Annotated in this window: 16 protein-coding genes; 8 read left to right on the forward strand and 8 right to left on the reverse strand. The window is 64.4% G+C overall.

The genetic code is table 11. The features are described from left to right. Positions 1-95: 95 nt before the first annotated feature. From JAB8_RS25635 to JAB8_RS25645, 3 genes are all read right to left on the reverse strand, one after another. The gene (locus tag JAB8_RS25635) at positions 96-1,088 is read right to left on the reverse strand and encodes a beta/gamma crystallin-related protein (protein ID WP_070221817.1); all 993 of its coding nucleotides are present in this window, start codon (positions 1,086-1,088) and stop codon (positions 96-98) included. Positions 1,089-1,190: 102 nt separating this feature from the next. Then, entirely contained in the window at positions 1,191-2,063 is an 873-nt protein-coding gene (locus tag JAB8_RS25640; protein ID WP_070292123.1) for a beta/gamma crystallin-related protein, read from the reverse strand. A 178-nt stretch (positions 2,064-2,241) separates the two neighbouring features. Further along, positions 2,242-2,913 (reverse strand): beta/gamma crystallin family protein, encoded by a 672-nt coding sequence (locus JAB8_RS25645; protein ID WP_083287931.1) that lies wholly within the window; start codon positions 2,911-2,913, stop codon positions 2,242-2,244. Between the two features lie 192 nt (positions 2,914-3,105). Here JAB8_RS25645 and JAB8_RS25650 point away from each other — a divergent pair, with 192 nt between their 5' ends. From JAB8_RS25650 to JAB8_RS25660, 3 genes are all read left to right on the forward strand, one after another. Beyond that, the gene (locus JAB8_RS25650) at positions 3,106-4,497 is read left to right on the forward strand and encodes an MATE family efflux transporter (protein ID WP_070292125.1); all 1,392 of its coding nucleotides are present in this window, start codon (positions 3,106-3,108) and stop codon (positions 4,495-4,497) included. Positions 4,498-4,530: 33 nt separating this feature from the next. Next, complete coding sequence (locus tag JAB8_RS25655; protein WP_070292199.1) at positions 4,531-5,370, forward strand: PhzF family phenazine biosynthesis protein; 840 nt, start codon at positions 4,531-4,533, stop codon at positions 5,368-5,370. A 190-nt stretch (positions 5,371-5,560) separates the two neighbouring features. Next, positions 5,561-7,771 (forward strand): S9 family peptidase, encoded by a 2,211-nt coding sequence (locus JAB8_RS25660; protein ID WP_070292128.1) that lies wholly within the window; start codon positions 5,561-5,563, stop codon positions 7,769-7,771. A 231-nt stretch (positions 7,772-8,002) separates the two neighbouring features. Here JAB8_RS25660 and JAB8_RS25665 read toward each other — a convergent pair whose 3' ends face one another. From JAB8_RS25665 to JAB8_RS25675, 3 genes are all read right to left on the reverse strand, one after another. Further along, on the reverse strand, positions 8,003-8,188 hold the full coding sequence (locus JAB8_RS25665) for a CsbD family protein (protein ID WP_034759763.1): 186 nt from the start codon (positions 8,186-8,188) through the stop codon (positions 8,003-8,005). 174 nt (positions 8,189-8,362) lie between these two features. After that, entirely contained in the window at positions 8,363-8,998 is a 636-nt protein-coding gene (locus JAB8_RS25670) for a class I SAM-dependent methyltransferase (protein WP_070292131.1), read from the reverse strand. Positions 8,999-9,064: 66 nt separating this feature from the next. After that, complete coding sequence (locus tag JAB8_RS25675) at positions 9,065-11,134, reverse strand: M13 family metallopeptidase (protein WP_070292202.1); 2,070 nt, start codon at positions 11,132-11,134, stop codon at positions 9,065-9,067. A 155-nt stretch (positions 11,135-11,289) separates the two neighbouring features. Between JAB8_RS25675 and JAB8_RS25680 the strand changes: the two genes are divergently transcribed. Beyond that, positions 11,290-12,117, forward strand: a complete 828-nt coding sequence (locus JAB8_RS25680) for an HDOD domain-containing protein (protein WP_070292133.1) — start codon at positions 11,290-11,292, stop codon at positions 12,115-12,117. Between the two features lie 221 nt (positions 12,118-12,338). Next, a complete protein-coding gene (locus tag JAB8_RS25685) occupies positions 12,339-12,590 on the forward strand; it encodes a flagellar protein FliT (RefSeq protein WP_306532587.1) in 252 nt (83 codons plus the stop codon). A gap of 417 nt (positions 12,591-13,007) precedes the next feature. Here JAB8_RS25685 and JAB8_RS25690 read toward each other — a convergent pair whose 3' ends face one another. Continuing rightward, a complete protein-coding gene (locus tag JAB8_RS25690; RefSeq protein ID WP_139143188.1) occupies positions 13,008-14,126 on the reverse strand; it encodes a hypothetical protein in 1,119 nt (372 codons plus the stop codon). 172 nt (positions 14,127-14,298) lie between these two features. Here JAB8_RS25690 and fumC point away from each other — a divergent pair, with 172 nt between their 5' ends. From fumC to JAB8_RS25705, 3 genes are all read left to right on the forward strand, one after another. Beyond that, the gene (gene fumC / locus JAB8_RS25695) at positions 14,299-15,693 is read left to right on the forward strand and encodes a class II fumarate hydratase (protein WP_070292137.1); all 1,395 of its coding nucleotides are present in this window, start codon (positions 14,299-14,301) and stop codon (positions 15,691-15,693) included. A gap of 95 nt (positions 15,694-15,788) precedes the next feature. Then, entirely contained in the window at positions 15,789-16,010 is a 222-nt protein-coding gene (locus JAB8_RS25700; protein WP_035825476.1) for an RNA-binding S4 domain-containing protein, read from the forward strand. Between the two features lie 125 nt (positions 16,011-16,135). Further along, entirely contained in the window at positions 16,136-16,420 is a 285-nt protein-coding gene (locus JAB8_RS25705) for a hypothetical protein (protein WP_070221826.1), read from the forward strand. A 4-nt stretch (positions 16,421-16,424) separates the two neighbouring features. On the opposite strand, the gene JAB8_RS25710 is transcribed toward JAB8_RS25705, so the two are convergent. Then, complete coding sequence (locus JAB8_RS25710; RefSeq protein WP_070292139.1) at positions 16,425-18,050, reverse strand: DUF692 family multinuclear iron-containing protein; 1,626 nt, start codon at positions 18,048-18,050, stop codon at positions 16,425-16,427. Positions 18,051-18,057 lie beyond the last annotated feature (7 nt).

The raw sequence follows: 18,057 nt of genomic DNA on the forward strand, positions 1-18,057 counted from the left end.
AGGGCAAGCAAATGTCAGCGCACGGCAGCGAATGTAAAAACCGCCTGGCGGGATCAACCCGGCAGGCGGTCTGTCAGCACGACGTCAGGACGGGATCAGCGTACGCGGCGCAGCGAGGAAATCTGGTTTTCCATGCTGTTCAGGCGGCCATATTCGCCCGGCCCGATCACTTCGCAGCGGCCATGGAAGTTCGAATCGCTGCACACTTCCCACTGGCCCTCGTTGACGACGATGGACGAGGCGCGGTCGTTGAAGTTGTAGCGCACCAGGTCTTCCGCATTGCGGTCCAGCGCCAGCGGTTCGCCGCGCATGCCCGCTTCGGGGAACAGCAGGACGGCGCCGCGCTGCTGGTACTGCGGCTGCTGGTATTGCGGATACTGGGGCTGGTCGTACTGCGGCCGCTGGTACTGATTATCGTACTGCTGCTGGCGGCGCGCCTCGCGCTCGTCGACCATGCGCGCCGACGAGACGCGCCCATCGAGGCCGCGTCCCAGGTCGTCGTGGCGGCCAGGGCCGAAGATGCGGCACACGCCGTTGTAGTTCGAATCGCTGCACAGCTGCCAGTAGCCGTTATAGACGACGATGCTGGTGGTGCGGTCGTTGAAACCGATATTGACGAAATCGTCCGTGTCGCGGTTCAGGCGCGCCGAGCCGCCATTCTGGCCCGCGCCCGAATACACTTCCAGGGTGCCGCCACGGCCATAGCCGCCATGGCCCCGGTCGGGATCGCGTCCCGGACGTCCCGGATTGTTGCCATCGCCGCGCCCCGACTCGCGCACCGAACTGATGGCGTCGTTCATGCCCGGCATCGAACGGTATTCGCCCGGTCCCAGGGTACGGCAATTGCCGCGAAAACCGGCATCGGTACACACATCCCACGTGCCCGAACGCACCAGGATGCTCGACACTTTATCGTTGAACCCAAAGCGCGACAAATCGTCCGTCGTCTCGCGCAGGTTCACTGCGCGGCCACGCAGATCAACGTCTTCGAACAAGGTGATATCGCCTGCATGGGCGGCCGCATGGGCCCCCAGCGAGAGCAGCAAGGTCGCCGCGCATGCCAGCGTGTGTTTGAAAGGGCCCGTCATGATTAACTCCATTCTTCATTCTTTGGTGATGATTTGCCTGGCGGTTGCGCCAGGATGCTAGTGTAACAAATACAAGGCCATGCGGAAGGCCCGGTCATGCGTTCAGTACAGCCGGCGCAGCGAGGAAATACGCTTGTCGAGCGTCGTGTTCAGCACTTCATACTTGCCCGGCCCCATGCGCTCGCAGCTACCGTTGAACTGCGAGTCCGTGCAAACTTCCCAGGTGCCTTCATTGATGGCGAGGGATGCAGCCTGGTCGTTGAAGTTCAGGCGTACCAGGTCGCTGACGTCGCGGTTCACCTGCAGCCCAGGCCCCTTCAGGAACGCGCGGCCATACAGCACCACCAGGCCCTCGTCATTTTGCGGACGATTCTCTTCGCGCGGATCGACCAGGCGCGCCGACGACACGCGTCCACTCAGGCTGCCCAGGTCATCATGGCTGCCAGGCCCAAACACGCGGCAGCTGCCACGGTAGTTGGAATCGCTGCACAACTGCCAGTAGCCATATTCGACACGCGCGCTGCTGGCGCGGTCGTTGAAGCTGATGTCGACCAGGTCGTCGCGGTCCGAGTTCACGCCGGCCGACGCGCCGCGCTGGCCGCCGTCGGCGAACAACTCCAGCGCCGCGCGGCGTCCACCGCCGCTGCCGCTGCCCTGCCCGGCGCCGGTTTCCCGCACAGACGAGATTTTATCGTTCATGCCCGGCATCGAGTGGTAGTCGCCCCGTTCCAGCGTCTTGCAATCGCCCTTGAAATCGGCATGCGTGCACACTTCCCAACTGCCCGAATCGACCTGGATGCTCGAGACGGTGTCATTGAAATTAACGCGCGACAAGTCGTCCGTCGTATCGCGCAAGACGACTACGCGCCCCTTGAAATTGTCATCGGTGTACAGGCGGATCTCGCCGGCCTGCGCCGCGAGGTGGACAAACAGCGAACTGGCACACAGCAGAGCAAAGGCGAACGGGCGATTCATGGGGCGGTCTCCGGTGGCGGCAAAGGTAAGTGATCGACATGACAACTGATGTCAGTGTAGCCATCCACAGAAAAAACGGTGTAACAAAGTATGCGAAAAGCACAATAAATTGTTACCAAAAGCAATAACAGGCCCCTGCGGGCCTGTTATTGCCACTTCGCGTACTGCCTGCCCCGCGTCAGCGCACTTCGCGCACCGACGAGATGCGGTTGCTCATGCGTTCAAGGCTCGCGTACTCGCCCGGCGCCAAGGTGCGGCAGCGGCCACGGAAGCCCACGTCTTCGCACACTTCCCAATAGCCGGAGCGCACGCGCACGCTTTGCACCGTGTCATTAAAATCGCGCTCGCGCAAATCGGCGGAAGCGTTGCTCACGCTCAAGCTGCGGCCGGCGAAATCGTCGCGCGTATAAAAGGTCAGCTCGCCGCCCAGCGAGCGCCCGGGCAAATGGCCGCGCTCGCGGTCACGGCGGCCGTCCCAGTCGCGTCCCCGGTCGCGCTCACCGTCACGGTCGCGGCCCCGATGGCCGTCCCAGCCGCCGCGCACTTCGCGCAGCGACGTGATCTTGTTGGCCTGGCCATCCAGCGACGGATACTCGCCCGTCTCGAGCAGGAAGCAGGCGCCGCGGAAATCGGCGTCCTCGCACGCTTCCCAGCGGCCCGAGCGCACGCGGATGCTTTGCGTCGTGTCGTTGAAACGCAGATCTTCCAGGTCGGCGACGGCGTCGCGCACGGTCTGTGAGCGGCCGTGATAATCGTCGCGCGAATACAGGGTCAGTTCGCCGGCGCCGGCCAGTTCGGCCGTCATGGCGGCGCCCAGCAACAGGGCGCAGTTCAGGGTATGTCTCAGCATGGTCTTGCTCCATAGTCAGGGTACTGCGGTTGACTATTTGGTCATTTTGCCAAATAGAGCGCGCAGTCTATCCGCGACTGGCCCACTTAGCTGTAACAAATGATTACCGTGCCGGTCCGGCCGCCGGGGCGCCCCGGCGGACAAGCACGGCGAATGCCGGTAGAATCTTGTGTTTAGTCAAGCTTGCCGCCCATGCCACACACTACCTCGTTCACCCTGCCCTCCATCCGCAATGAAGTCTCGTCGCTGTGGAAGCTGGCCTGGCCCATCCTGATCGGCCAGCTGGCCACCGTCGGCATGGGCGCGGCCGACGTGGCGATGACGGGACATACGAATCCCGAGGAACTGGCGGCCGTGTCGCTGGGTGCGGCCATCTGGTCCATCGTACTGGTGACCGTGAGCGGCATCATGATGGCGATCAATACCCTGGTGGCGCATGAAATCGGCGCGGCGCGCCACGACCGCGTGCCGCACATCGTGCGCCAGGCGCTGTGGAAGGCGCTGCTGGTCGGCCTGGTCGCTTGCCTGCTGACGAACATGGCGGCGCTGGTGTTCGACCACCTGATGCTGGAACCGGCCGTGGCGTCCAAGGCCAAGCTGTTCGTGCACATCATCAGCTGCGCGCTGCCGCCGTTTGCCGCCTACCGCGCGCTGTACGGCTACAGCACCAGCATCAACCAGACCAAGCCCGTGATGGTCATCGCGCTGGCCGCGCTGGCGCTGAATATTTTCGTCAACTACCTGCTGATCTACGGCCACTGGGGCATGCCGAAACTGGGCGGCGTGGGCTGCGCCGTGGCCACCACCTGCTGCGTATGGATGATGCTGCTGGCCATGCTGGCGTGGATCCGGATCGCGCCCGCCTACCACGCCACCTATCCGTTCACGCACTGGGAGTGGCCGCAGATGGCGTCCATCGGCCCCATGCTGCGCCTGGGCCTGCCCATCGGCGTCACGTATTTTGCCGAAGTGAGCGCCTTTGGCATCATCAGCCTGCTGGTGGCGCGCTTCGGCGTGATCCAGGTGTCGGCGCACCAGATCGCCCTCAATTTCTCGTCCGTCGTCTTCATGGTGCCGCTCACCTTCGGCATCGCGCTGGTCACGCGCGTGGGCCATGCCGTGGGCGAAGCCAATCTGCGCCGCGCGCGCTTCATTTCGTGGGTGGGCGTGGCCATGTCGCTGACGGCGGCCATCGTCTCGGCCACCCTGATCACCGTCTTCCGCCACCAGATCGCGCAAGCCTACACGTCCGACCCGCAAGTGCAGGAACTGTGCGCGCAGCTGCTGCTGTTCGCCGCCCTGTTCCAGCTGTCCGACGCGACGCAGGTGGCCACTTCCTGCGCCATCCGCGGCTACAAGGTAACGCGCCAGCCGATGCTGATCCAGCTACTGGCCTTCTGGGGCTTCTCGCTGCCGATCGGCTATGTGCTGGGCCTGGCGCCGCAAGGCTTCATCTGGTCGCCGGCCGAACCGATGGCCGCCGCCGGCTTCTGGATCGGTCTGGTCACGGGCCTGACGGTGGCCGCCGTGCTGCTGACCTGGTACTTGAACCGCCTGTCGCTGCAGCGCCTGCGCGCAGCCTGATACAAGGAGCACCCCATGCACAAGGAGCACCCCATGCCGCAACAACGCCCCTTCAGGCAAGTCGATGTCTTCAGCAGCGTGCCATTCCTCGGCAATCCGCTGGCCGTGGTGCTCGACGCGAATGGCCTCGACGCCGCGCAGATGCAGGCCATCGCGCGCTGGACGGGCCTGTCGGAAACCACCTTCGTGCTGGCGCCGCGCGACCCGGCCGCCGATTACCGCGTGCGGATTTTTTCGCCCGAGATGGAATTCCCGTTCGCCGGCCACCCGACGCTGGGCACGGCGCACGCCCTGCTTGATGCGGGCATGCAGCCCAAGGGGGCGCGCATCGTGCAGGAATGCGGCGTCGGCCTGGTACAGATAGAATGGAGCGCCGGCGGCGTGCTGGCGTTCCAGGCACCGCCCTGCAGCACGCGCGCGCTCGCCCCGGAGCTGCTGCCGCTGCTGCAAACGGCGCTGGGCGGAGAACCGGCCGCCGGCGGCACCGTCGCCGACATGGGCATCCGCTGGCTGTGCGTGCCGCTGGCCAGCGCCGCGGCCTGCCTGGCCGTGCGCGCCGACGTCGCCGCGCTGACGCCATTGCTGGCCGCCGCCGGCGCCGACGGCCTGGCGCTGTATGGCCCGCATGCCGCCGGCGGGCCGGCCGACTACGAAGTGCGCGCGCTGCTCAGCGAACACGGCGCGCTGGTGGAAGACCCCGTCACGGGCAGCGCCAACGCCTGCATCGCGCACCTGCTGGCGGGCAGCGACTACACGGTCCGCCAGGGCACGTGCCTGCAGCGCGACGGCCGCGTGTCCATCAGTTTCCGCGCTGGTCACGCCTGGATAGGCGGCGCATGCCTGACGGTAATCGAAGGCACGATATTGGCCTGAACGGGGCAAAGCGCCATGGAATGGGCGGCTGCTGGACATTTTTGACGAAGTAAATACGGCCAGCAACGGTTTATTCCGTGGCTGGCGCTATCGCATAAACAGGCACGCTCTGGTATCGTCTTACGCTTAGGCAACGCTCAAGCTCACCTGTACATGCAGTGCCCTTCTTCTTCCAACTACCGAGACATCCATGCGTTTTATTCTTTGTTTTCTGGCCGCGATGGCCAGCGTTCCCGCATCGGCTGAAAAGCTGACCTTGGAACGCATCCACGCCGATCCGGCGCTGGCCGGCCCCGGCGTGCGCAACCTGAAGGTCTCGCCCGACGGCGAGCGCGTCACCTTCCTGCGCGGCCGCGCCGACAACCAGTTCCAGCTCGACCTGTGGGAATTCAAGCTCAAGGACAAGAGCACGCACCGCCTGGTCGACTCGAAGGCACTGGTGCCGAATGAAACGATTTCGCCCGAAGAGCAGGCGCGCCGCGAACGCGAGCGCACGGCCAGCCTGAACGGCATTCTCAGCTACAGCTGGTCGCCCGATGGCAAGCAGCTGCTGGTGCCGCTGGCCGGCAATCTCTACCTGGTCGACGCGGCCCATCCGGACAAGGCGCGCCTGGTCGCCAAGGGCAATGTGCTCGATCCGAAAATCTCGCCGAAAGGCCGCTACGTGTCGTTTGTGCGCGATCAAAACATCCATGTGATCGACCTCAAGACGGACAAGGAACGCCAGCTGACCACCGACGGCAAGGGCACGATCCGCAACGGCGAAGCCGAATTCGTGGCGCAGGAAGAAATGGGCCAGCGCACCGGCTACTACTGGGCACCCGACGATTCCGCCATCGCGTATAAGCGCTATGACGAAGCGCCCGTGCCCGTCGTGCGCCGCTTTGAAATCTTCGCCGACCGCACCGATGTCGTGGAACAGCGCTACCCGGCCGCGGGCGACCCGAACGTGCTGGTGCAACTGCTGATCGTCTCGCCGGAAACGGGCGTGCAGCGCCAGGTGGACCTGGGCACGAACCCGGACATCTACCTGGTGCGCGCCGACTGGAGCGCGGACAGCAAATCGCTCGTCTACCAGCGCCAGTCGCGCGACCAGAAGACCCTGGACCTGGTCGCCGTCGACGCGGCCACCCTGGCGCAGCGCACCCTGCTGACGGAAACGTCGGCAACCTGGGTCAGCATCCATGACGACCTGCGCTTCCTGTCGAACGGCACCTTCCTGTGGTCGTCCGAGCGCACGGGCCGCAACCATCTGTACCTGTACGACATGAGCGGCAAGCTGCTGCACCCCGTCACTTCCGGCGAGTGGGGCATCGACAGCGTGCTGGCCGTGAACCAGAAGACGGGTAAAGTGTTCGTGTCGTCGAACCGCGACGCCGTGATCGACAAGCAGACCTACGCCCTGGCCCTCGACGGCAGCACGGCCGACAAGCCGCAGCGCGTGACGAAAGCGGACGGCTGGCACGACACGACGTTCTCGCGCAATGGCGAAGTCTTCGTCGACACGTATTCCGACCCGGCCACGCCGCCGCAGGTGAGCATCCGCCGCCCGGACGGCGCCATGGTGGGCTGGCTGGAAGAAAACGCGCTGAACGCCAGCCACCCGTACTTCAAGTACAAGGCCGACCACCTGCCGACGCAGTACGGCACCCTGAAGGCCAACGATGGCCAGACCCTGCACTATTCGATCGTCAAGCCATCGAACTTCGATGCGGGCAAACGCTACCCCGTCTACCTGTCAACGTATGGCGGCCCGCACTCGCAGCACGTGGCGCGCCGCTGGGGCAACAACTTCGACCAGTACATGGCGCAGCAGGGCTTTGTCGTCTTCCGCCTCGATAACCGGGGCTCGTCGCGCCGCGAGCGCGCCTTCACGGACGCCATCTATCACAAGCTGGGCGCGGCCGAAGTGGCGGACCAGCTGGTGGGCATCGACTGGCTGGGCAAGCAAAGCTTCGTCGATCCTAAACGCATCGGCGTGTTCGGCTGGAGCTACGGCGGCTTCATGACCCTGCGTTTGCTGTCGGCCGCGTCCGACAAGATCGCCATGGGCGTGTCGGTGGCGCCCGTGACCGACTGGTCGCTGTACGACACCCACTACACGGAACAATTCCTCGGCATGCCGAAGGAAAACGTGGACGGCTACAAGGCCAGCACCGTGTTCGCCCACCTCGACGGCCTGAAGTCGCCGCTGCTGCTGGTGCACGGCATGGCCGACGACAACGTCTTGTTCAGCAACAGCACGCGACTGATCGACGCGCTGGTCAACCGCGGCGTGCAGTTCGACCTGATGACGTATCCAGGTGCCAAGCACGGCATCTCGTCGCGCGCGGGCCAGCGCCACGTGTACAAGAAAATCGAGCTGTTCTTCAAGCAGAACCTGATGCAGCCAGCACAGTAAGCTTGCGCTGCATCAAATAAAAAACCGCCGCCTGTCTTGCGACAGGCGGCGGTTTTTTATTTTGTACTGTACTGAATACGATCAAGCACAGTAACGACATCTGACAGGACCGTAGCGAGCGGAAGCCACGTGGCCGAGAAGCGGAACTGTGCTGTGCACGGGGCCGCCGAGGCAGTGAGCATCGCAGGCCGCAAGTCGCGACGCGCAGTAGGTCTTGTCAGATGTCTGCCATTACGGTTTGCGGGTGACGGTTTCGACTGCATCCTTGACGTCGCCAACTTTCTTCTGCACTTTGCCTTCGACCTGGTTTGCCAGGCCCTTGGCTTGCTGTTCTTCGCTGCCGACGACTTTGCCAGCTGCTTCCTGGATTTTACCGCCGACTTCCTTCAGTTTACCTTCGACTTGATCTTTGTTCATGATAAATCCTCACTGTAGTTGGTACATCTGTTGTCCAGCCCAAAGGGCCGGTACTGCGGCTCACACGCCGTTGCAAACTGCTTGCTGCGTGTCGATGTATCCATAGTACGCCCGAGGCCGCAAAAACTATGTACGGTTCCTAACACATGCCCAAATTCATACAAAATGCGTCCATCAGTCTGGCTTGCGCCACACGGTGGCCAGCCACGGCTGCTGTTCACGCGGCAAGCCCGGCGGACGGTAGTATTGCTCGACCAGGGTAAAACCGGCCGCCTGCACGTAGGCGGCCCAGCTCGCTTCGTCATGGTAGCTGCCGTAGCGCGCGCCATTCCAGCCTTCCTCGTTCTGCCCGCGCGGGTTCGAGCTGAACAGCACGCCGCCCGGTTTCAGGCACGCGTACAAAGCGCGCAGCACGCCGGGCAAGGCGGCGCTGGGCACGTGGAACAGCACGGCATTGGCGAACACGCCGTCGAAGTGTGCGGCGGGCAGGTCGAGGTCGACGAAATCCTGCTGCCACACGGTGCAGCCGCTGTAGGCGCGCGCCATCCCGACGAAACGGGGGCAGCCGTCGACGCCCGTCGCGTGGTGCCCCAGGGCCGTGAACGCCATCAGGTCGCGGCCGGGGCCGCAGCCGAGGTCGAGGATGGCCAGCGGCGCGGGCTTGCCGATGGCGTTCAGCAGCGCGGCGATATTCTGGCTGACGTCGTGATCGCGCGTGCCTTCGAAAAACTGCTCGGCGCTGGCGTCGTAGTGGGCCAGGGTGCGGCCCGTGATGGCGTGGATGGGATCTTGCGGTGGGGTCGGCTTCATGGCGCTCCAATCAGTAATCACGCCATTTTACGGTGCCGGCGCGCTGCGCGCCGGCACCCCTTATGCCTACCAGACGCGCACGCGCTGTTCCGGCGCCAGGTACAGCTGCTGCCCCGGCTTGACGTCGAAGGCTGGATACCAGGCGTCGAGGTTGCGCACGGTGGCGGCGCGGTATTGCGCCGGCGCATGGCCATCCGTGAGGATTTGCTGGCGCGCCGCCGCTTCGCGCGCCTTGCTGCGCCAGCTGACGCCGTAGCCGATGAAGAATTCGCGGTCCGCCCCCGCCTGCGCCGGCTTGTCCTGCTGCGACAGGGTGAACGCGTCATAAGCGGCGGCCACGCCGGCCAGGTCGGCCAGGTTTTCGCTCAGGGTCAGCTGGCCATTCACGGCCAGGTCGGGGAACGGTTTGTAGGCGGCGAACTGTTCCACCAATTGCTTGGATGCCGCCTGGAAATGCGCCAGGTCGGCCGGCGTCCACCAGTCGCGCAGCTTGCCCTGGGCGTCGAACTGCGCGCCCTGATCGTCGAAGCTGTGGCTGATTTCGTGGCCGATGGTGGCGCCGATGCCGCCATAGTTGGCCGCATCGGATGCTTGCGGGTCAAAGAATGGCGGCTGGAGGATGGCGGCGGGGAAATTGAGCGCATTTTGCAGCGGCAGGTTGACGGCGTTGACCAGCTGCGCCGGCATGGCCCAGGCCTTGCGGTCGGGCGACTGGCCCAGCTTGGCCAGTTCCTGCTGGTAATGAAACTGTTCCGCCCGCTGCACATTGCCCAGCGCATCGCCGCGCACCACGCGCAAGCCCGCATAGCTTTCCCACTGTTCGGGGTAGCCCACGCCCACATACAAGGTCTTGAGTTTTTCCTGCGCCTGCGCCTTGGTGGCCGGCGCCATCCAGTCCAGCTTGTCGATGCGGCGCGAGAAGGCGGCGACGATATTCGTCACCATATCTTGCACGCGGGCTTTCGATTCCGGCGGGAAATAGCGTTCCACGTACAGCTTGCCGACGGCGTCGCTCAGGGCCGCATTCGTCGCGGCCAGCGCCCGCTTGCTGCGCAGCGACTGCTGCGGCGTGCCGCTCAGGGCGCTGCCATAGAAGGCGAAGCGCTGGTCGGCGGCCGCCTTCGGCAAGATCGTGCTGAAATGGTTGACCGCGTGGAAGGCGAGGAAATCTTTCCACGTGGCCAGCGGCACGCTCGCCACCAGCGCGGCGCTGCCCGTCATGGCCGTCGGATGCCAGACGATGAAATCGTTCTGCCGGCCCAGCCCTGCCGCTTCGAAGAAGGCTTTCCAGTCCAGGCCAGGCGCCTTGCTGGCGAAGTCGGCGGCGCGCCAGGCATTATTGCCCTTGGCGACATCGGCCGAATCCTCGCGGCTGGCGTGACTTGCGGCAATTTGCTGTTCCAGCGCAAACACGCGCGCGGCGCGGGCCGGCGCATCGCGGTAGCCGGCCTGCTTGAGCATGGCGGCAATATGCGCCTGGTAGCCCGCGCGCAAGCCCTGCATGCGCGCGCTGTCGCTCTGGTAGAACGCGCGGTCGGGCAAGCCCAGCCCGCCCTGCAGCAGATAGGCCACATTGCGCGTGGTGTCGTTCAAGTCTTGCGCGACCCACAGGCCGAACAGGTTTTCCGTATAAAAATTGGTGGCGTTGAGCGGGTCGACGTCGGCGCGCAGGCTCTCGCCCAGCGCGCGGGCCAGCCCTGCCCGGTCGCGTATGCCGTCGATCTTCTTGAGCAGCGGCTTGATCGGCGCCCAGCCTTTCGCTTCGATAGCCGCTTCATCCATCCAGGAACGGTAAAAATCGCTGACCTGGCGCGCCGATGCATCCGCCTGCGGCGCCGCCGCCAGACCTTCGACGAGGCCGATGATGCGCTCGTTGGTGGCGTTGGCGAGGATGGCGAACGAGCCCCAGCTGCTGCGGTCGGCGGGAATTTCCGTGCTGCGCAGCCAGTCGCCATTCACGTAATCGTAGAAATCGTCGCCGGGCAAGGCCTTCGCGGCAGCGGGGGCGGCGGCGCTGGCGGCCCCTTGCTGGCCATGCGCCCGGGCGGGCAAGCCGGTCAGCGAAACGCCGGCCAGGGCGAGGATGATGGCGGCCTGGACTGGCGTCCGGGACCAGGAAAAACGCAAACCGTGCATGGCGATCCTTTCGATGTAATAGCCAAAATCATAACCTGAAAATCCTGCCTTTTTGGGGCGAAAAAGCATCCCCTAACTTTTTTGCATGCGGACAAAAAATCGGCATATAGTGGCACGACCGCATCCCGTACCGCACGAACGCCAAGGAGATTGCCATGCAACTGGAAGCGCTGTTCCAGCATCCCCACGCCCTGCCTGCCGCCCCGAAGATCGTCGATGAACTGGTGCGCAGTTTCGACAACCCCGCCATCGCCACCGAAGACATCGCGCGCAAGCTGGGAGCGGACCCGGCCTTGAGCGCCAAGCTGCTGCGGCTGGCCAACTCGGCCTATTACCATGTGTCGCGCAGCATCGGCACGGTGGAAGACGCCGTGCTGATGCTCGGTTTTGTGACCGTGCGCACCCTCGTCATCAGCTCGGGCCTCGTCAGCGGTTTCAAGGCCGTGCCGGGCCTGAATTTGCCGCAATTCTGGCGCTACAGCCTGCACAGCGCCGTATCTGCCCGCTGGATCGCGAAGCAGACGGGCGACAACCAGGATCTGGCTTTCACCATCGGCATGATGCATGCGATCGGACAACTGGTGATCCATGCCGCCATGCCCGAGCAAGCCATGCAGCTCGACAAGATCGCCCCGCCGCTCGACGCGCGCCGGCTCGACGCGGAGCGGGTGTCGCTGGGCTACGATTATGCGCAGGTGGGCGCCGAACTGGCGCGCCGCTGGAAGTTTCCTCCCGCCTTTGCCGAGGCCATCGCCGCCTTCCCCGCTCCGCTGGCCAAGGCGCCGTTGAACCGCCTGGCCGCCATCATCCACCTGGCCGCCTGGCGCGCGCGCATCGATGAAAACCAGCTGAGCAATGAAGAAATCATCGCCTGCTATCCCAACGCGGTAGCCGAAGCGCTCGGTTTGCCGCCCTCCGTGCTGGTCGACAGGATGCCGCCGCTTGCCGAACTGAGCGCGGGCCTGGAAGAACTCGTCAAGTAAGCTGGCCGTTGCCCGCATCGCCAACCGAGCAGGCATGCGGGTTTGCGGGCATGCCGGCTGCCCGCAAAAAAACATCCAAATTATTTTCACTTTTTTCAAAAACACCCTCAAGTTCCCGTTGGACCCGCCGTTAATCTAGACAAGCGGTAATCCATTCACTAGTTACGGGTGTGCTCATGACCTCCAACGACGTTCTCTCGATGTATGAAAATATTGCAGGAATGACCAATCAAATGGTCGTGGCCGCACGTTCGAGCGACTGGGATGGCTTGGATACCCTGGAAAACCAGTGCGCCAGCGCCGCCAGCGCGACCATGACGGGCAAGGCGCCTGCCCTGGCCGGCGCCTCGCGCCTGCGCAAGATCGACTTGCTCAAGCAAATCCTGGCCAATGACCGCGAAATCCGCGCCATCACGGAACCGTGGATGACCCAGCTGTCGAACGCCATGCCAGGTTCGCGCGCCCGCATGTAAGAAGCTTGCCGCGCCAGAAACGACAAAAGCACCCGCGGGTGCTTTTTTTACGTCTGCCGCCATGCGAGGGAGCGCCATCTGCGGCGCTCAAAAAGGCAAGGCGGGGGAATTTGGAAGGCGAGCCCCAGGTATCTCCTGGCGTCGCCTCGCTGCCGGTTGCATCCGGCGTTCGCGAGCACATCGTCGGCATCGCGAACCGCTTCCAGACCCAGGCGTTTATGCAACGCTACACCTGGTTTGCCGCGCCACACTATCGTTGGTGACTGCGCCAGGCTGGGGCTGTTTTGTCGTAGAGCAAGTCCACTGAATTCATCATAGCACCATCTTTAAGAAACAGGCAACGTGCTTGGCAAGCGTTTCCATGTATTTTTTCAATATCTTTTTTTATATCAAATTGTGGGCGGCCTTGCGGCCGCATTAACGCGAGAACGGCTCCGGTTCCGCTTCCGGTTCGGCCGCCGCCCCTTCTTCCACCGCTTCCGTCAAGACGGGCACATCCTTCTTCCTGCGGCCGAACGGCTTGCGCAGCAAGACCCAGTATTTCGACGGTGCGCCCGGACCCGCCGCTTGCCTGCGCTTGCGCACGATGTACACGATGAGCGCCGTCAGCAGCAGGAAGACCAGGGTGCCGATACCGAGCCACAGCATGCCGCCCGATTTCTTTTCCTTGTCGGCAGCCGGCGCCGCGTGCAGGGGTTTCGGTTTCGCATGGGGCGCTTCCGCCACGGCCGGCGCGGCGGCGGGCGGCACGGCGGCTGCAGGCAGGGCCAGCGCCTTTTGCAAGACGCCGATCTTGCCTTCCAGTTCGCCCAGCTTTTCAGTCAGGGCCGTATTTTTCTCGTCCAGCCCCACGCACGCTGCCGCCTGCCCCGTCTCCGCCTGCGGCGCGCAGGCGGCCACGGGCGCTGCGGCGCGGCGCGGCAGCGCGGGGGCGGCCAGTTTGGGTGCGGCGGGCGGCGGCACGAACACGCGCGCCGGACGCACGAGGCCCTCGGCCCGCGCGCGGGCCGCCAGCGCGGCGGCGTCGGGCGACGGCGCGACGGATACGGCGCGTGGCAACGGCACAGGCGTGGAGACCGGCGCGGGCAACGGAATAGCTGGCCGGACTGGCGCACTGGCGGGTACGGCGGCGGGCGGCGCCGGCGTCAGCCACAAGGTGCCCAGGCGCACGACGGCGCCACTGCCATTGCCCAGCAATAAATACAGGTGCACATGCCCCGCCTGGATCGCTTGCCGCGTGGCCACGCGCACATAATGGCGTCCACCGCGCTCAAACGGACTGATCGTCAAGGTTTGCAGGGCAGGATCCATGCCGATGCCGCCACCGCGGTACACATCGGGCGAAGCCAGGCGCACGGTCACGCCATTGGCCTCCTCGGGCGCCAGGGCCGTCAGTTCGAGCTCGGCCAGCAAAGGCTGGCCCACGTGCGACAGGACGGCCATGTCGCCCAGTTCGGCCGCCATGACGGGCGGCAAGGCCAGGCTGGCGGCGGCGCACGCGATCAAAGACCAACGGGGAAGGATGCTGCTCTGCATGGACTGATCGCTTTGATAACAGGATAAATAATGGGGGCTCGCCTGTCTTTAACGGCAGGAAATCGCAAAAATATAGATGGGCCAGGGCAAAAATGATGCAATACAGCATCATCCTGTGCCTTTTTGACGTCTGGAGTACACTCGATCCACCTCCATCGATGAAAGGGATGCCATGAGTAGCAGAATCGAACGCGACAGTTTCGGCCCGATCGACGTACCCGCCGACCGGCTGTGGGGAGCGCAAACGCAGCGCTCGCTCGAGCATTTCCATATCTCCACGGAAAAGATGCCGCCCGAACTGATCGCCGCCCTGGCCACCGTCAAGCGCGCGGCCGCCCACGTCAACCTGGACCTGGGATTACTGGATGGCAAGAAAGCCATCGCCATCACGCAGGCGGCCGACGAAGTGTTGGCCGGCAAGCATGACGCAGAATTCCCGCTGGCCGTCTGGCAAACGGGGTCCGGCACGCAAAGCAATATGAACATGAACGAGGTGCTGGCCAACCGCGGCTCCGAGCTGATCGGCGGCTTGCGCGGCGCCGAGCGCCTGCTGCACCCGAACGACGACGTCAACCTGGGCCAGTCCTCGAACGACATTTTCCCCACCGCCATCCATGTGGCGGCCGCGCTGGCCGTCGCCAACACGGTCTTGCCGCCGCTGCGCCAGCTGCGCGCCACCCTGGACGCGAAAGCCACGGAGTTTGCCGACATCGTCAAGATCGGCCGCACGCATTTGCAGGACGCGACGCCGCTGACCCTGGGCCAGGAATTTTCCGGCTACGTGGCGCAGCTGGACTTTGCCGAGCACATCATTACGGCAGCGTTGCCGCCGCTGCTGCAGCTGGCCGCCGGCGGCACGGCCGTGGGCACGGGATTGAATGCCCACGAGGAATTTGCCGGCCGCATCGCCGCCGAACTGGCGCGCCTGACGGGCCAGCCGTTCGAAACGGCCAGCAACAAGTTTGCCGCCCTGGCCGCCCACGATGCCTTGGTCGCCGCCCATGGCGCTTTCAAAACCCTGGCCACGGCCTTGATGAAAATCGCCAACGACGTGCGCTGGATGGCGTCCGGCCCCCGCTCCGGCCTCGGCGAAATCACGATCCCCGAAAACGAGCCGGGCAGCTCCATCATGCCGGGCAAGGTCAATCCCACCCAGTGCGAAGCGCTGACCATGCTGTGCTGCCAGGTCTTCGGCAACGATGTGGCCATCACGGTGGGCGGCGCCTCGGGCAATTTCGAGTTGAACGTCTTCAAGCCCTTGATTGCACACAACTTCCTGCAAAGCGCGCGCCTGCTCGGCGACGGCATGCGCAGCTTCGACGAGCATTGCGCCCACGGCATCGCGCCGAACCGCGCACGCATCGCCGAACTGATGGAACGCTCCTTGATGCTGGTCACGGCGCTGGCGCCGCACATCGGCTATGACAAGGCGGCGCAAATCGCCAAGCAGGCCCAGCACGAAGGCACGACCTTGAAGGAAGCGGCGCTGGCCCTGGGCTTTGTGACGGAAGAGCAATTCGGCGCATGGATCGTGCCGCTGGAGATGACGCGGCCCAACAAAAGCTGACTTACACCCTGCATTGCTGGCGGCTTCAGGTAAACTATGGATTAGTTGAGGTCGTCATCAAGTGTTGAAAACACATCATTGCAATAAGGGATACAATGCAAAAAGTAAGCTTTGATTTAACATCCGAGTTCGTCGAGCTGAACCAGCTGCTCAAGCTGGTCGGCTTGTGCGACAGCGGTGGCGCAGGCAAGGTCATGGTCGATAGCGGCGTGGTAAAGGTCGATGGCAAGAAGGAATTGCGCAAGACCGCCAAGATCCGCGCCGGCCAGGTCGTCAGCGTGGGCGATATCCGTATCACGGTCGTCGCTCCTGTCTGACCCCGGCATGGGGCGCGAAAGCGGCCCCATGCGTCCAGCCAGCATGCCCGCCAGCCCGGCTGCCCAAGTCAAGCTGCGACACGTCGTTATTGTCAGATAAATATCGATTGCAGAAGGGAAGCGCCATGGACCATCCCGAACAAGGTACGCGCAGCCAGGAACGCCTGATCGGCGACTTGCGCCAGGTAATAGAAAACGCGGAAGAATTACTGCGTAACACAGACAAATATACCAGTAGCCTGTACCAGAGCGCGCGCGCCAGGCTGCAACTGGCCCTCGTCGCGGCCACGGCCGAACTGGCCCGCTTTGAAGAAGAGCAAGTCACGCGCATGATGGATGCCACCCTGGCCGCGAATGCCCTGTACCGCGATCAGACGGGCGAAGCGCGACTGCTGCGCGCCTTCGAATAAACCGTCACGCTGCCAGGACCGCATGCGCCAGCCACTGGCGCAGGTGCGCGGTCAGGTCGAAGGCCGGGTCCAGCTCGAACGCCGCATCGAGCGCGGCGCCGAACGTTTGCCCCTGCTGCAGGGCTTGCAAGGCGGCATGCGCAGCCGCATCGAGCACCAGCAACTGCGCTTTCCAGCGCGGCCGGCAGACCAGCGCCCAGCTCGCCACCTGCAGATCTTGCGGAAACATCCCCGAACCGTCTTCCTCCTGATGCGCCTGCCACAAGGCCGCCACCTGCCAGTCGGACACGAGCAAGGTGCAAGCGGGATGCAAGGTAAAACGCCGCGCTTCCAGCTGATCGGGATGCAGCGCAGCCAGCGACTCAGGCGCCAGCGCTTGCGCATCGGCCGCGTAATGGGCCAGGTGCAAGGCCCATTCCAGGCGCGCCATGTCCGGCAGGGAGGGCAATGCGGCCACAGGCGGGAAAGCCGTCAGAAAATCGGCGAAACGGGCGCCAAACTGGTTCAAATCTGCGCTATCGGATGGCATCTGCCGGCCATACGCGCGCGCCAGGCCGCCAAAGAAATCCTCGCCCACCAGCGCCAGCACGACGGGATAGGCGTGGCCCAGGGTACGGCGCCAGGTGGCGCTCAAGTTGCCGCGGTACAGCGCGAAACGCTGCGGTACCGCCTCGCCTGCGAACGATGGCAATGTTGCCCCGGTATCGAGCAAGGCTATGGCAAATGCCTGCTGGCCAGCGGCCAGCGCGTCAAGCGACGCGGGTAGCGGCGGGGACGGCGGCGACGCTGCCTGCCATGATGGCGTTTGCGGCGCATGGCGCGCCAGCATGGCTTGCGCCTTGTCCGCTTCGCCCAGCAGGATATCGAGCGGCGGCAAATCCGTGTCCCATTCGACGAGGGTGGGAATGGCGCCAAAGCGCTGCAAGGCGGCCGCATATAGCTCCCAGACGGGATCGGCCACGGCGGCGCCATGGTGGTCGATCACGGCGTGCGGCGTCAGCAGATGGCCGCCCAGGTGCAGTTCGCCCACGCTGCCCGGCGCGATGGACTGCATGGCCGCCAAGGCATCTTCGCCGTGATTGCACTGGTTCACATACAGATTATTGATATCGAGCAGCAGCCCGCAACCGCTGCGGCGCGCCAGTTCCGCCAGGAATTGCGCCTCGCTCATGGCATCGTCGGCAAAACGCAGGCAAGTGGAGACATTCTCCAGCAAGATCGGCCTTTTCAGCACATCCTGCACCCTCCCCACTCTTGCACACAGCAAATCGAGGGCGGCGCCATTCAAGGCCAGCGGCAACAGATCGTTGAGTTGCTGCTGCGCCACGGCGCCCCAGCTCAGGTGTTCCGACACGAGGGAAGGTTCGATACGCTCGACCACGGCGCGCACGCGCTGCAAATGACTCTCGGAAAAGCCGCGCGCGGATCCCAGGCCGAGGCCCACCCCATGCAGGCTGATGGGGTAATCCTGACGCAGAGTCTGCAGCACATGGTTATCCCAGCCCGACGGCTGCAGATAATTTTCAGTGTGCACTTCCAGCCAGCCGACCTTGGGCCGGCGCGCCAGAAAGTCGCGGTAGTGCGCGGCGCGCAGGCCGACGCCGGCAAGCGCCTGAATGGGCGGCGGCATGGGCAGG

This window comes from Janthinobacterium sp. HH106 (assembly GCF_001758725.1).
Lineage (GTDB): Bacteria > Pseudomonadota > Gammaproteobacteria > Burkholderiales > Burkholderiaceae_D > Janthinobacterium.

Coding starts and splice junctions, on each gene's coding strand:
- JAB8_RS25690 (WP_139143188.1), bottom strand. CDS start 14,126: ATGCAGAGCAGCATCCTTCCCCGTTGGTCTTTGATCGCGTGCGCCGCC.
- fumC (WP_070292137.1), top strand. CDS start 14,299: ATGAGTAGCAGAATCGAACGCGACAGTTTCGGCCCGATCGACGTACCC.
- JAB8_RS25685 (WP_306532587.1), top strand. CDS start 12,339: ATGACCAATCAAATGGTCGTGGCCGCACGTTCGAGCGACTGGGATGGC.
- JAB8_RS25700 (WP_035825476.1), top strand. CDS start 15,789: ATGCAAAAAGTAAGCTTTGATTTAACATCCGAGTTCGTCGAGCTGAAC.
- JAB8_RS25635 (WP_070221817.1), bottom strand. CDS start 1,088: ATGACGGGCCCTTTCAAACACACGCTGGCATGCGCGGCGACCTTGCTG.
- JAB8_RS25650 (WP_070292125.1), top strand. CDS start 3,106: ATGCCACACACTACCTCGTTCACCCTGCCCTCCATCCGCAATGAAGTC.
- JAB8_RS25655 (WP_070292199.1), top strand. CDS start 4,531: ATGCCGCAACAACGCCCCTTCAGGCAAGTCGATGTCTTCAGCAGCGTG.
- JAB8_RS25675 (WP_070292202.1), bottom strand. CDS start 11,134: ATGCACGGTTTGCGTTTTTCCTGGTCCCGGACGCCAGTCCAGGCCGCC.
- JAB8_RS25710 (WP_070292139.1), bottom strand. CDS start 18,050: ATGCCGCCGCCCATTCAGGCGCTTGCCGGCGTCGGCCTGCGCGCCGCG.
- JAB8_RS25705 (WP_070221826.1), top strand. CDS start 16,136: ATGGACCATCCCGAACAAGGTACGCGCAGCCAGGAACGCCTGATCGGC.
- JAB8_RS25670 (WP_070292131.1), bottom strand. CDS start 8,998: ATGAAGCCGACCCCACCGCAAGATCCCATCCACGCCATCACGGGCCGC.
- JAB8_RS25665 (WP_034759763.1), bottom strand. CDS start 8,188: ATGAACAAAGATCAAGTCGAAGGTAAACTGAAGGAAGTCGGCGGTAAA.
- JAB8_RS25640 (WP_070292123.1), bottom strand. CDS start 2,063: ATGAATCGCCCGTTCGCCTTTGCTCTGCTGTGTGCCAGTTCGCTGTTT.
- JAB8_RS25645 (WP_083287931.1), bottom strand. CDS start 2,913: ATGCTGAGACATACCCTGAACTGCGCCCTGTTGCTGGGCGCCGCCATG.
- JAB8_RS25660 (WP_070292128.1), top strand. CDS start 5,561: ATGCGTTTTATTCTTTGTTTTCTGGCCGCGATGGCCAGCGTTCCCGCA.
- JAB8_RS25680 (WP_070292133.1), top strand. CDS start 11,290: ATGCAACTGGAAGCGCTGTTCCAGCATCCCCACGCCCTGCCTGCCGCC.